The sequence below is a fragment of the Citrobacter sp. W9 genome, assembly GCF_026719375.1.
Lineage (GTDB): Bacteria > Pseudomonadota > Gammaproteobacteria > Enterobacterales > Enterobacteriaceae > Citrobacter > Citrobacter werkmanii.
In genome coordinates this window covers 50560-63872 of record NZ_JAPPTE010000024.1, presented here as the reverse complement: position 1 = coordinate 63872, position 13313 = coordinate 50560, and the positions used below count along the sequence as shown (strand labels likewise).

Sequence of the window (13313 nt, the reverse complement as noted above, 5' to 3'; positions counted from 1 at the left end):
CAGTGCCGCTTCGCTTTTTCTCAGCGGCGCGGGGTGTGCATATTACGCTATCCCGCTTCAGAGTCAAGCGTTTATTTACGCTTTTCTCCGCTGACCCGGCGGCGTGTAATCCGTTGTTCCGTGTCAGTGGAGGCGCATTATAGGGAGTTATTTCAGGCTGACAAGTTAAAAATACAAAAAACTTATCAAACGATTACTTTTTACTCAACCCTTCTATTTTTGCCTGGTTTTTAAACAAAAACGAGCCCCGCAGGGCTCGTTTATTATCGTTTTGTGACTTACTGCACTGCCACGATACGGTCGTCGTTCACTTCCAGGCGAATGGCTTTGCCAGGAATCAGCTCTCCAGACAAAATTTGCTGCGCCAGCGGGTTTTCGATCTGTTGCTGGATAGAGCGTTTCAATGGACGCGCGCCATATACCGGATCGTAACCATTCGCACTCAGCAGTTTGAGCGCTTCGTCAGAGATATGGATTTCATAGCCACGCTCTTCCAGACGTTTATACAGACGCTGCAGTTGGATCTGAGCAATAGAAGCAATGTGCTGCTCACCCAACGGATGGAATACCACAACCTCATCTATACGGTTGATAAATTCCGGGCGGAAGTTATGGCTCACAACGCCCAGCACCATATCCTTCATGTGGCTGTAATCGAGCTCGCCAAAACGTTCCTGGATCAGATCGGACCCCAGGTTCGAAGTCATGATGACCACCGTATTACGGAAGTCGACTGTTCTCCCCTGCCCGTCGGTCAGACGACCATCGTCAAGCACCTGCAGCAGAATGTTGAACACATCCGGATGCGCTTTCTCCACTTCATCCAGCAGGATGACGGAGTAAGGACGACGGCGCACTGCTTCAGTGAGATACCCCCCCTCTTCGTAGCCGACATATCCCGGAGGCGCACCGACCAGACGAGACACCGAGTGTTTCTCCATAAACTCGGACATATCGATACGCACCATTGCATCGTCACTGTCGAACATAAAGTTTGCCAGCGCTTTACACAGTTCGGTTTTACCGACACCGGTCGGCCCAAGGAACAGGAATGAACCAATCGGACGGTTCGGGTCAGACAGCCCAGCACGGCTACGGCGAATCGCGTTAGATACCGCTTCAACCGCTTCGTTCTGGCCAATCACACGGCTGTGCAACTCCTGCTCCATACGCAACAGTTTTTCCCGTTCGCCTTCCAGCATGCGGGCAACCGGGATCCCCGTCCAACGCGCCAGCACTTCAGCAATTTCTGCATCGGTCACTTTGTTACGCAACAGACGCATAGTTTTACCTTCCGACTGGGTAGCGGCTTCCAGCTGTTTTTCCAGCTCCGGGATTTTACCGTACTGTAGCTCGGACATCCGCGCCAGGTCGCCCACACGACGCGCCTGCTCGATGGCGATCTTCGCCTGCTCCAGCTCAGCCTTAATCGTCTGAGTACCGGAGAGCGAGGCTTTTTCCGCTTTCCACTCTTCTTCTAACTCGGAATACTGGCGCTCTTTGTCGTCCAGTTCTTCGTTGAGCATATCAAGACGTTTTTTACTCGCCTCATCAGACTCTTTCATTAATGCCTGCTGTTCCAGTTTGAGCTGGATAATACGGCGGTCGAGTCTGTCCAGTTCTTCCGGCTTGGAGTCAATCTGCATACGAATGCTGGATGCCGCTTCATCGATCAGGTCGATGGCTTTATCCGGCAACTGACGGTCGGCAATATAGCGGTGAGACAGCGTCGCTGCCGCAACAATCGCCGGGTCAGTGATCTGCACATGGTGGTGCAGCTCATAACGTTCTTTCAGACCACGCAAAATGGCGATGGTGTCTTCTACTGAAGGTTCAGCCACAAACACTTTCTGGAAACGACGTTCCAGCGCCGCATCTTTTTCGATGTACTGACGATATTCATCGAGCGTGGTTGCGCCTACGCAGTGCAGTTCCCCACGCGCCAGCGCCGGTTTCAGCATGTTACCGGCGTCCATGGCGCCATCGGCTTTACCTGCGCCAACCATGGTATGCAGCTCATCAATAAACAGAATGACGTTGCCTTCTTGTTTAGAGAGATCGTTCAGCACACCTTTTAAACGTTCTTCAAACTCGCCACGATATTTCGCCCCGGCCACCAGCGCGCCCATATCCAGCGCCAGTACGCGGCGGCCTTTTAAGCCTTCCGGCACTTCGCCGTTGATAATACGCTGCGCCAGCCCTTCAACGATGGCGGTTTTACCGACGCCAGGTTCACCAATCAACACCGGGTTATTTTTAGTACGACGTTGCAGCACCTGAATGGTGCGGCGGATTTCTTCATCACGACCGATAACCGGATCGAGCTTGCCCTGTTCGGCGCGTTCGGTCAGATCGACGGTATATTTTTTCAAGGCCTGACGTTGGTCTTCAGCTCCCTGATCATTCACGCTTTCACCTCCACGCATTTGTTCAATTGCCTGAGTGATATTGGCGGTCGTCGCCCCTGCTGATTTTAATAAATCGGTCAGCGTACCGCGTGACTCAAGCGCCGCCAGAACGAACAGCTCTGACGAAATAAAGTTGTCCCCTCGTTTTTGCGCCAGCTTGTCGCAAAGATTCAGTACACGCACCAGATCCTGAGAAGGCTGCACATCACCGCCGGTACCTTCTACCTGTGGCAAGCGGCTCAACGCCTGGTCAATGGCTGTACGTAACTGGCCGGCATTAATGCCAGCAGAGGTTAATAAAGGACGTACCGACCCCCCTTCCTGATTCAGCAAGGCGCTCATTAGATGAAGTGGTTCGATGAATTGATTGTCGTGCCCCAATGCGAGTGACTGGGCATCGGCAAGAGCAAGCTGGAATTTATTAGTAAGACGATCCAGACGCATAACTCCTCCCATAACAGGTCAAAATTGCTACTGGAGATTAAATGAGGTCATCCCTCAATTATTCAAGGTGAATGACCTGAATTATGTGAAAAGAAAATTACACGTACCGGATCGTCTTGATTCTTTAGGTTATATCAGCCAAATAAAACTTGCCATACGACCCGTGGTATTGTCGCGACGATAAGAGAAGAAAGTCTCACTTTCGCTGAAGGTGCACCGGTCACCGCCGTAGAGGTGCGTCACGCCGACATTTGCCAGACGCTGGCGCGCAAGCTGGTAGATATCCGCCAGATATTTGTCTGCGCGCGGTACAAATGCGAGGTCCGCCTGCGGATCATGCGCCATGAACGCTGCGCGGACTTCTGGCCCCACTTCAAACGCGTTCGGGCCAATCGCCGGGCCTAGCCAGGCAATAATGTTTTCAGGTTTGTCGGCAAAACACGCCACCGTCTCTTCCAGCACACCGGCGCATAATCCGCGCCAACCTGCATGGGCCGCCGCGACTTCCGTACCTGCACGATTACAAAATAGTACGGGCAGACAGTCCGCCGTCATCACCGCACACACGGTGCCTGGCGTATTGCTGTATGACGCATCCGCACGTTTGGAGGAGTACGGCTCGCCCGTCAGTTTCAGGACGTCCTTACCGTGGACCTGTTCCAGCCAGACTGGCTTTGAAGGCAGATTGCCCGCAGCAAACAGTCGTTTGCGGTTCTCTTCGACATGCTCCGGGTTATCGCCGCAATGGGCGCCCAGATTCAGCGAATCATAAGGCGGCATACTGATACCGCCAATACGGGTAGAACTACATGCCGCAACACCTTGCGGTAGCGGCCACTGCGGGACAATTAGCTTACTCATAACCAGGCAATATCATCCTTATGTTCTTCGAAATCAGCGCGCATCACTTCAATCAGTTCCACCATATCTTGCGGAATTGGCGCATGCCATTCCATTTCGATACCGGAAATCGGGTGATACAGACGCAGCATGGTCGCGTGCAGCGCCTGACGGTCGAACTTACGCAATACGGAAATAAATTCGTCAGAAGCGCCTTTTGGTGGACGCGGACGACCACCGTAGACCGGATCTCCCACCAGCGGATGAGTGATATGCGCCATGTGCACGCGGATCTGGTGCGTACGTCCGGTTTCCAGACGCAACCGCAGACGCGTGTGCACACGGAAGTGTTCCATAATACGATAGTGCGTCACCGCCGGTTTACCCATCGGGTGTACCGCCATGTGTGTACGCTTGGTCGGGTGACGGCTAATCGGCTCTTCAACGGTTCCGCCCGCTGTCATATGACCAATCGCCACGGCTTCGTACTCACGGGTAATTTCACGCAGCTGTAATGACTCCACCAGACGCGTCTGCGCCGGAACGGTTTTTGCCACCACCATTAATCCGGTCGTGTCTTTGTCCAGACGATGGACGATACCCGCGCGAGGAACATCCGCAATTGGCGGGTAGTAATGCAGCAACGCATTCAATACCGTGCCGTCAGGATTGCCTGCGCCCGGATGCACCACGAGGTCACGAGGTTTGTTGATAACAAGAATATCGTCATCTTCATACACGATATCCAGCGGGATATCCTGAGGCTCAAAACGAACCTCTTCGTCAATTTCTGCATTGATGGAGACCTGCTCTCCACCCAACACTTTTTCTTTCGGTTTATCGCAAAGATTGCCATTTACCAGCACGCGCTGGTCGAGGATCCATTCTTTTATGCGCGATCGCGAATAATCAGGGAACAATTCGGCCAAAGCCTGATCTAAGCGTTGACCGAGCTGATTTTCGGAGACTGTTGCGGTGAGTTCTACTCGTTGTGCCATAAACTGCTTCTTTGTTTAACGTTGGGTTTTACGGCTTTGCCGTTTAATATAGTGTGCTATTGTAGCTGGTCTTAACCGGGAGCAGGAACAGAGAATCTCCCGTAAAACATTTTGAGGAAAGTCAAAACGTCATGACGCGCATGAAATATCTGGTGGCAGCAGCCACGTTGAGCCTGTTTTTGGCGGGTTGCTCTGGTTCAAAGGAAGAGGTGCCCGATAATCCGCCAAATGAAATCTACGCGACTGCTCAGCAAAAGCTGCAGGACGGTAACTGGAAACAGGCAATAACGCAATTGGAAGCGTTGGATAACCGTTATCCATTTGGACCGTATTCTCAGCAGGTGCAATTAGATCTCATCTACGCCTACTACAAAAACGCCGATCTGCCACTTGCTCAGGCTGCCATCGATCGTTTTATCCGTCTTAATCCGACACACCCTAACATTGATTATGTCATGTATATGCGTGGCCTGACCAATATGGCGTTGGATGATAGCGCACTGCAAGGATTCTTTGGGGTTGATCGCAGCGATCGCGATCCACAACATGCCCGAGCTGCGTTTAATGACTTTTCCAAACTGGTACGTGGCTATCCGAACAGCCAGTACACCACTGACGCCACTAAACGTCTGGTGTTCCTGAAAGATCGTCTGGCGAAGTATGAATACTCCGTTGCGGAATATTACACTGCCCGTGGCGCATGGGTGGCGGTGGTAAACCGTGTGGAAGGCATGCTGCGCGACTACCCGGATACCCAGGCAACGCGTGATGCTCTGCCGTTAATGGAAAACGCTTATCGCCAGATGCAAATGAATGCTCAGGCAGAAAAAGTAGCGAAAATCATTGCCGCCAACAGCAGTAACACCTGATTTACCTCAGAATGCAAAACGGCAGCCCCAAGGGCTGCCGTTTTTTTATCCGTTTACGCCATAACTGAAGCGGTTTAGCTCCAACGCATCTCATCAAATATGGCCTGCTTTCTGCTATTCCTCAAGTAAAAAATCGCTTGTTCCTGCGGTGCCTCACAAAAAGGTTTTCTTGACAAAAAGCGACAAAATAATGTGATTTAAATCACACATTTTGACATTGGGAACGGTATGCTGGAATCACCAAGACGGGAAAGACAAGAGGTAAAATTTATGACAATGAACATTACCAGTAAACAAATGGAAATTACTCCGGCAATTCGCCAGCATGTCGCAGACCGTCTCGCCAAACTTGAAAAATGGCAAACTCATCTGATTAATCCACATATCATTCTGTCTAAGGAGCCACAGGGTTTCATTGCTGATGCCACCATCAATACACCGAACGGACATCTGGTCGCCAGCGCAAAACACGAGGATATGTACACCGCAATTAACGATTTGATCAACAAGCTGGAACGGCAGCTCAATAAAGTGCAGCACAAAGGCGAAGCCCGTCGTGCAACAACTTCAGTCAAAGACGCCAACTTCGTCGAAGCAGAAGAAGAGTAGTCCCTTACATTGAGTGTATCGCCAACGCGCCTTCGGGCGCGTTTTTTGTTGACAGGGTGAAAACAGTACGGGTACTTTACTGACGTAGCCAAAGGAAAATTACATGAAACTTGCCCCGTTCTTCTTCGCATTCTTTTTTACCTTCCCCTGAATGGGAGGCGTTTCGTCGTGTGATAAAGAATGCGAAGACGAACAATAAGGCCTCCCACAACGGGGGGCCTTTTTTATTGATAACAAGAAAGGCAACACTATGACATCGGAAAACCCATTGCTGGCGCTGCGCGATAAAATCAGTTCGCTGGATGAAAAATTACTGGCCCTACTGGCTGAACGGCGTGGGCTGGCCGTAGAAGTCGGCAAAGCTAAACTGCTTTCACATCGTCCGGTACGTGATATTGACCGCGAACGCGATCTGTTAGACCGGCTGATTCAGCTTGGCAAAGCGCATCATCTCGACGCGCACTATATCACCCGCCTGTTCCAACTGATTATCGAAGACTCCGTCCTGACGCAGCAGGCACTGCTCCAGCAACACCTGAACAAAATTAACCCCCATTCCGCGCGCGTCGCATTCCTTGGGCCAAAAGGCTCATACTCACACCTCGCCGCACGTCAGTACGCTGCCCGTCATTTTGAACAATTCATTGAAAGCGGCTGCGCGAAATTTGCCGATATCTTTAATCAGGTCGAAACCGGACAAGCTGACTATGCGGTCGTCCCGATTGAAAACACCAGCTCCGGTGGGATTAACGACGTCTACGACCTGCTGCAGCACACCAGTCTGTCTATCGTTGGCGAGATGACTATTACAATTGACCACTGCGTACTGGTATCCGGCACAACCGATCTCGAGACCATTGATACGGTATACAGCCACCCGCAGCCGTTCCAACAGTGCAGCAAGTTCCTGAGCCGTTACCCACACTGGAAGATTGAGTACACCGAAAGCACCTCAGCGGCGATGGAAAAAGTTGCACAAGCTAACTCACCGCGCGTAGCCGCACTGGGGAGCGAAGCCGGAGGCGTACTGTATGGTTTGCAGGTTCTCGAGCATATCGAAGCTAACCAGACACAAAACATCACCCGCTTTGTGGTACTGGCACGCAAGGCTATCAATGTTTCCGACCAGGTTCCGGCTAAAACCACGCTGCTGATGGCAACAGGCCAACAGGCCGGTGCGCTGGTTGAAGCGCTGCTGGTACTGCGTAACCATAATCTGATTATGACTAAACTGGAGTCACGCCCGATTCACGGCAATCCATGGGAAGAGATGTTTTATCTTGATATCCAGGCCAATCTGGAATCCCCCCAAATGCAAAAGGCGTTAAAGGAATTAGGGGAGATTACGCGTTCGATGAAGGTGCTGGGATGTTACCCGAGTGAGAACGTGGTGCCGGTCGATCCGAGTTAACGTGACAATGCCGGATGGCGCTAAGCTTATCCGGCATCTTACTTAAGGACGGCTGTCATTCGCCTGGCGCAACAAAGTACGGCTTTCACTCTGGAAGCGTTTCGCATAATCGCCAAACCAGTGCTCCACCTTACGGAAGCTGTCGATAAACGCTTGCTTATCGCCCTGCTCCAGTAAACCAATCGCCTCACCAAAACGTTGATAGTAGCGTTTGATCAGCGCAAGGTTGCTCTCAGACGACATAATGATATCGGCATACAGCTGCGGATCTTGGGCAAACAAGCGTCCAACCATCGCCAGCTCAAGGCGATAAATCGGCGAAGAGAGCGCCAGCAATTGTTCCAGTTGCACGTTTTCTTCCGCCAGGTGCAGACCATAGGCGAAGGTCGCAAAGTGACGCAAGGCCTGAATAAACGCCATATTCTGGTCGTGTTCAACGGCGCTGATCCGATGCAACCGCGCGCCCCAGACCTGAATCTGTTCCAGGAACCACTGATAGGCTTCCGGCTGACGTCCATCACACCAGACAACCACCTGTTTTGCCAGACTGCCGCTGTCCGGACCAAACATGGGATGTAACCCCACCACCGGACCATCGTGCGCTGCCAGCATCGCCTGTAAAGGACCATTTTTCACCGATGCCAAATCGACCAGGATACAGTCAGACGGCAGACGCGGTAATTTAGCGATCACCTGCTCGGTGACGTGGATCGGCACGCTGACGATCACCATGCCTGCATCAGAGACGATCTCCGACGCGCGATCCCAGTCCTGCTGTTCCAGGATCCGCACCTGATAACCTGACAGAGTGAGCATTTTTTCGAAAAGACGCCCCATCTGACCACCGCCGCCGACGATCACTACCGGTCGTAGGGAAGGACAAAGCGTTTTAAATCCTTTGTCATTTTCACTGGAGTAGGACTCGCGCATAACCCGGCGCAGCACATCTTCAATCAGATCCGGCGGTACGCCAAGGGCTTCCGCTTCCGCGCGGCGTGAAGCCAGCATAGAGGCCTCCCGCTCCGGCACGTAAATCGGCAGCCCAAAGCGGCTTTTTACTTCACCGACTTCGGCAACCAGCTCCAGGCGGCGTGCCAGCAAATCCAGCAGCGCCTTGTCGACTTCATCAATTTGATCGCGTAATGCGGTCAATTCAGCAACCATAACCAACCTCTTATGCTACACGCGCCGACAGCTGGCCGTTTAAATCCTGGCTAATTTCACGCAGTAGCGCATCCGTCATTTCCCAGCTAATGCATGCATCGGTTACGGACACGCCGTATTTCATTGCGCTGCGCGGCTGTTCGGAAGACTGGTTGCCTTCATGAATATTACTTTCAATCATCAAACCAATGATCGAGCGATTGCCATCTTTGATTTGCGCAATCACGGATTCAGCCACGGCAGGCTGACGGCGGTAATCTTTATTGGAGTTACCATGACTGCAATCTACCATCAGGGAAGGTCTTAGTCCCGCCTGTTCCATCTCTTTTTCGCACTGGGCAACATCTGCCGGGCTGTAGTTCGGCGCTTTGCCGCCACGCAGGATCACATGACCGTCCGGATTGCCCTGAGTTTGCAGCAGCGCTACCTGCCCTGCCTGGTTAATACCGACAAAACGGTGTGACTGCGCCGCGGCACGCATGGCGTTGATCGCGGTTGCCAGGCTACCGTCAGTGCCGTTCTTAAAGCCAACCGGCATCGAAAGACCAGAAGCCATTTCACGGTGAGTCTGTGATTCCGTGGTACGCGCACCGATTGCCGACCAGCTAAACAGATCGCCCAGGTATTGTGGGCTATTAGGATCCAGGGCTTCAGTTGCCAGCGGGAGTCCCATATTTACCAGTTCAAGCAGCAGTTGACGCGCAATTTTCAGTCCAGCTTCAACATCAAAAGAGCCATCCATATGAGGATCGTTAATTAACCCTTTCCAACCAACGGTAGTACGGGGTTTTTCAAAATAGACGCGCATCACCAGGTAGAGGTTATCGCTGACCTCTGCGGCAAGGGCTTTAAATCGACGAGCGTACTCAATTGCCATTTCAGGATCATGAATGGAGCACGGACCACATACCACCAGCAGACGCGGATCGCGACCGGAGATAATATCTGAAATGGTTTTACGCGACTGGGCGATTTGCGCCTCTTGTGCCTGGCTCAGCGGAAATTCAGCTTTCAACTGTTCCGGAGTCATCAGAACCTGTTCGTCGGTAATATGTACGTTGTTCAGCGCGTCTTTTTGCATGATGGTGATCCTGTTTAGCTCGTTTGCGATAGTTGATCCTCAGCGAGGAGGAAATAACGATATCACAACAGGTAAAGATTTCAATCCATAATCCGTAAATTTTAATTTACAGCTCTCTATTAGTCACTAAATAAAGCCTATGTGAGTGTATATTTAAATTTACACCATCCTGATATCAGATCCACTATGCTTAAAAAAACGCGGGAGCACAGGCAATGAAGCAACTCATCAGCACCTTATTAATACTACTTCTTAGCGGATGTCAGATAGACCCCTATACTCACGCCCCTACCTGGACTGGCACCGACTGGTACGATGCCGGGATACGCGATGCCATTTCAGGCTATGCGGTTAAAGATAATGAAATTCTTGCCGACAATTACAATGATCCAGAAGTCGATCGTACGGAATATCTTAAGGGTTACGCCGAGGGACAACGTAAAACCTGCCAGCAGGATTTTGTTTACGCCAGGGGTCTGGCCGGGAAAACCTTTCCCCCAAGTTGCGATACTGTCGAAAATGTTGACCAGTTACACAACGCCTGGCAAAAAGGGGCAAACGAAGGTAATGCCGCTATAAGATTAAATTAAACAATAACTTATATTTTATATGCACATAAGATTTAACTTAAATTATCCATAGCTTTATACCCGGAATAATGACGACTTAGGAAAATAATGTTATTTTGTCTCAAACAATCTTGAGTGTATTTCGACGCTTTACGGCAACCGCTGGTAGGTAACTATTCATGAGCTATTCTTACCGACTCATACTTCTACTGGCACTGCTCCTGACCGGATTACCGCTGTACGCCCAGAGCGTTACGGAAGAAGCAAAATCTGTACGCGCGATGGTTTCCGGCATCGTCAGTTATACACACTGGCCTGCACTTTCCGGGCCACCAAAACTGTGTATTTTCTCTTCATCGCGTTTTTCCAGTGTACTGGGAGATACCAGTACTGGTGCTTTACCCTATCTTCCCGTCATCATTCGTACGGAACAAGAAATATTAGTTTCGCAGTGTGATGGTTTTTATTTTGGAAAAGAATCCCCTGGTTATCAGGTGGAATTAAAGAATAAATATCCGACAAAGGCACTGTTATTAATCGCTGAACAGAATCCCGAATGCGTTATTGGCAGTGCCTTTTGCCTCATAATTAAAGATGAAGATGTGAGATTTTCCGTAAATATGGATTCCCTTTCACGCAGTGGCGTAAGGGTCAGTCCAGACGTATTGATGCTTGCACGGAATAAAAAGCATGGATAAGGGCCATTCTCCCATAACACGCCCGACGTTTAAGCGGACATTACGGCGTATCAGCATAATCAGCGTCCTGGTCACCATGACGTTGATCTGGCTACTGCTTAGCATTTCCTCCGTGCTGGCATTAAGACAGTATGCGCAAAAGAACCTGGACCTGACCGCAGCCACGATGACTCGTACACTTGAAGCTGCATTAGTCTTTTCTGACAGTGTTGCGGCAACAGAAACTCTGGCGGCGCTAGGGCAACAAGGGCAGTTTTCCGTAGCGGAAGTGCGTAATAAAAATCAGAACGTGATCGCCACCTGGCGCTATGACGCGCAGGACACCACTGAAAAGATCAGCGGTTTGATCAGCCACTGGTTGTTTCCGCAACCGGTCACACAGCCCATTTTGCATAATGGCAATGTTATTGGTGAAGTGCGCCTGACTGCCCGCGATAGCGTGATCAGCCATTTCATTTATCTGTCGCTGGCCGTTCTTACCGGATGCATTCTGCTGGCATCAGGCATAGCATTAATGCTCACTCGCTATTTGCACAATGGCGTAGTAGAAGCCCTGCAAAATATCACCGAGGTGGTACATGATGTCCGTACCAACCGTAACTTTTCACGACGTGTTTCAGAAGAACGTATCGAAGAATTTCATCTTTTTGCCCAGGATTTTAATAGCCTGCTGGACGAGATGGAGGAATGGCAACTTCGGTTGCAGGCAAAGAACGCTCAGCTTTTGCGTACCGCGTTACATGATCCTCTGACAGGACTGGCAAATCGCGCCGCATTTCGCAGCAGCATTAACGCCCTGATGAACGACGATGCTGCCCGCAGCAGTTCTGCATTGCTATTCCTTGATGGTGATAATTTTAAATTTATTAACGATACCTGGGGCCACGCAGCGGGCGACCGTGTTCTGATTGAAGTTGCAAAAAGGCTGTCCGAGTTTGGAGGTGATCGACATCACCCCTACAGGCTTGGCGGCGATGAGTTTGCCATGGTGCTGTATAGCGTTCACTCAGAATACGAAGTTCAGCGTATCTGTGCCGCACTGTCACAAGCGTTTAACCGACCTTTTGACCTGCACAATGGTCATCTGGCAAGCATGACACTCAGCATTGGCTTTGCGCTGACGTGGGAACATGCCTCTGCCGAGAAATTACAAGAACTTGCCGATCAAAATATGTATCAGGCCAAACATTTGCGTTCTGAACGCATTATTAAATAAGGAATTACACACATGTTAAAACGTCTATTTTCACCGTTTTTTCTGCTTTTACTGATCGTGGCAGGCTGTCAGGCACCTCAGGGAAAATTTACCCCAGAGCAAATTGCAGCTATGAAATCGTACGGATTTAGCGAAGTTTCAGGAGACTGGTCTCTTGGCCTGTCTGACAATATCCTGTTTGATAAAAACGACTATAAGCTACGTCCGGAAAGTGAAAAGCAGATTCAGGAAATGGCATCCAAACTGGCTGCTACCGGGCTAAACCATGCTCGTCTGGATGGTCATACGGATAACTACGGCGAAGACAGCTACAACGAGGCTCTGTCGCTCAAACGCGCGAATGTCGTGGCCGATGCCTGGGCACAAGGCGCTAATATTCCCCGTACCAATCTGACCACCCAGGGACTCGGGAAGAAATACCCTATCGCCAGTAACCAGACCTCTAAAGGTCGTGCTGAAAACCGCCGTGTCGCGGTCGTCATCGCCACACCGTAATCATCCCCGGCTGACTGTATCCAGAGAGTATGTAAAGTCTCCCGGCAGTCAGTCTGTTCCCATCAGTAAATATCGCGATAAAAAAAGGGCCAGCCTTTCGGCCAGCCCTTTTCTAACAGGATGTCGCTTGCGCGAATCTTAGTTAAGACGCTCTTTGATACGAGCAGACTTACCAGTGCGCTCACGCAGGTAGTACAGTTTAGCTTTACGAACAGCACCACGACGTTTAACAGCAATGCTGTCAACTACCGGAGAGTGAGTCTGGAAGACACGCTCAACGCCTTCGCCGTTGGAAATTTTACGAACAGTGAATGCAGAGTGCAGACCGCGGCTACGAATAGCGATAACCACGCCCTCAAATGCCTGCAGACGTTTTTTGGAACCTTCAACAACCCATACTTTCACTTCCACGGTATCACCCGGACGGAAGGAAGGTACGTCCTGCTTCATCTGTTCTTGTTCAAGTTGCTTAATAATGTTGCTCATAATTTAATCTCTTATCCTGGGTAAA

14 protein-coding genes and 1 other annotated feature are annotated in these 13313 nt (G+C 50.6%); of the genes, 8 read left to right on the top strand and 6 right to left on the bottom strand.

What is annotated here, in order from left to right:
• Positions 1-278: 278 nt before the first annotated feature.
• The 3 genes from clpB to rluD form a co-directional block, all read right to left on the bottom strand.
• Entirely contained in the window at positions 279-2852 is a 2574-nt protein-coding gene (clpB, locus tag OOJ59_RS24025) for an ATP-dependent chaperone ClpB (protein WP_160956041.1), read from the bottom strand.
• 129 nt (positions 2853-2981) lie between these two features.
• Positions 2982-3713, bottom strand: coding sequence for a purine nucleoside phosphorylase YfiH (gene yfiH / locus OOJ59_RS24020; RefSeq protein ID WP_110497124.1), 732 nt, complete (start codon positions 3711-3713; stop codon positions 2982-2984).
• Entirely contained in the window at positions 3710-4690 is a 981-nt protein-coding gene (gene rluD / locus OOJ59_RS24015; protein ID WP_038642740.1) for a 23S rRNA pseudouridine(1911/1915/1917) synthase RluD, read from the bottom strand. The genes yfiH and rluD overlap by 4 nt, the downstream gene beginning before the upstream one ends.
• 131 nt (positions 4691-4821) lie before the next feature.
• On the opposite strand from rluD, the gene bamD reads away from it, so the two are divergent.
• From bamD to pheA, 4 genes are all read left to right on the top strand, one after another.
• Positions 4822-5559 (top strand): outer membrane protein assembly factor BamD, encoded by a 738-nt coding sequence (gene bamD, locus OOJ59_RS24010; RefSeq protein WP_005130417.1) that lies wholly within the window; start codon positions 4822-4824, stop codon positions 5557-5559.
• Between the two features lie 270 nt (positions 5560-5829).
• Positions 5830-6168, top strand: coding sequence for a ribosome-associated translation inhibitor RaiA (gene raiA / locus OOJ59_RS24005; RefSeq protein ID WP_003031244.1), 339 nt, complete (start codon positions 5830-5832; stop codon positions 6166-6168).
• Between the two features lie 102 nt (positions 6169-6270).
• Positions 6271-6396, top strand: a sequence feature (Phe leader region).
• Entirely contained in the window at positions 6272-6319 is a 48-nt protein-coding gene (gene pheL, locus OOJ59_RS24000) for a pheA operon leader peptide PheL (protein WP_121530024.1), read from the top strand. It overlaps the preceding feature by 48 nt.
• 22 nt (positions 6397-6418) lie before the next feature.
• Positions 6419-7579 carry a bifunctional chorismate mutase/prephenate dehydratase gene (pheA, locus tag OOJ59_RS23995; RefSeq protein WP_038642743.1) on the top strand — a complete coding sequence of 387 codons (1161 nt, stop codon included), beginning with the start codon at positions 6419-6421 and terminating at the stop codon, positions 7577-7579.
• 42 nt (positions 7580-7621) lie between these two features.
• On the opposite strand, the gene tyrA is transcribed toward pheA, so the two are convergent.
• Together tyrA and aroF are read right to left on the bottom strand one after the other, a co-directional pair.
• Positions 7622-8743: a bifunctional chorismate mutase/prephenate dehydrogenase gene (tyrA, locus tag OOJ59_RS23990; protein WP_038642745.1), complete on the bottom strand. Its 1122-nt coding sequence runs from the start codon at positions 8741-8743 to the stop codon at positions 7622-7624.
• A 10-nt stretch (positions 8744-8753) separates the two neighbouring features.
• A complete protein-coding gene (gene aroF, locus OOJ59_RS23985; RefSeq protein WP_042313300.1) occupies positions 8754-9824 on the bottom strand; it encodes a 3-deoxy-7-phosphoheptulonate synthase AroF in 1071 nt (356 codons plus the stop codon).
• Between the two features lie 215 nt (positions 9825-10039).
• Between aroF and OOJ59_RS23980 the strand changes: the two genes are divergently transcribed.
• The 4 genes from OOJ59_RS23980 (at position 10040) to OOJ59_RS23965 (ending at position 12802) form a co-directional block, all read left to right on the top strand.
• Entirely contained in the window at positions 10040-10414 is a 375-nt protein-coding gene (locus OOJ59_RS23980; RefSeq protein ID WP_038642749.1) for a DUF2799 domain-containing protein, read from the top strand.
• A gap of 158 nt (positions 10415-10572) precedes the next feature.
• The gene (locus tag OOJ59_RS23975; RefSeq protein ID WP_038642751.1) at positions 10573-11091 is read left to right on the top strand and encodes a YfiR family protein; all 519 of its coding nucleotides are present in this window, start codon (positions 10573-10575) and stop codon (positions 11089-11091) included.
• Positions 11084-12307: a diguanylate cyclase DgcN gene (dgcN, locus tag OOJ59_RS23970; protein WP_038642753.1), complete on the top strand. Its 1224-nt coding sequence runs from the start codon at positions 11084-11086 to the stop codon at positions 12305-12307. The genes OOJ59_RS23975 and dgcN overlap by 8 nt, the downstream gene beginning before the upstream one ends.
• A gap of 12 nt (positions 12308-12319) precedes the next feature.
• Positions 12320-12802: an OmpA family protein gene (locus tag OOJ59_RS23965; protein ID WP_038642755.1), complete on the top strand. Its 483-nt coding sequence runs from the start codon at positions 12320-12322 to the stop codon at positions 12800-12802.
• Between the two features lie 138 nt (positions 12803-12940).
• Here the strand turns inward: OOJ59_RS23965 and rplS are convergent, their stop codons facing one another.
• Positions 12941-13288, bottom strand: a complete 348-nt coding sequence (gene rplS, locus OOJ59_RS23960) for a 50S ribosomal protein L19 (protein ID WP_006687325.1) — start codon at positions 13286-13288, stop codon at positions 12941-12943.
• Positions 13289-13313: the final 25 nt, after the last annotated feature.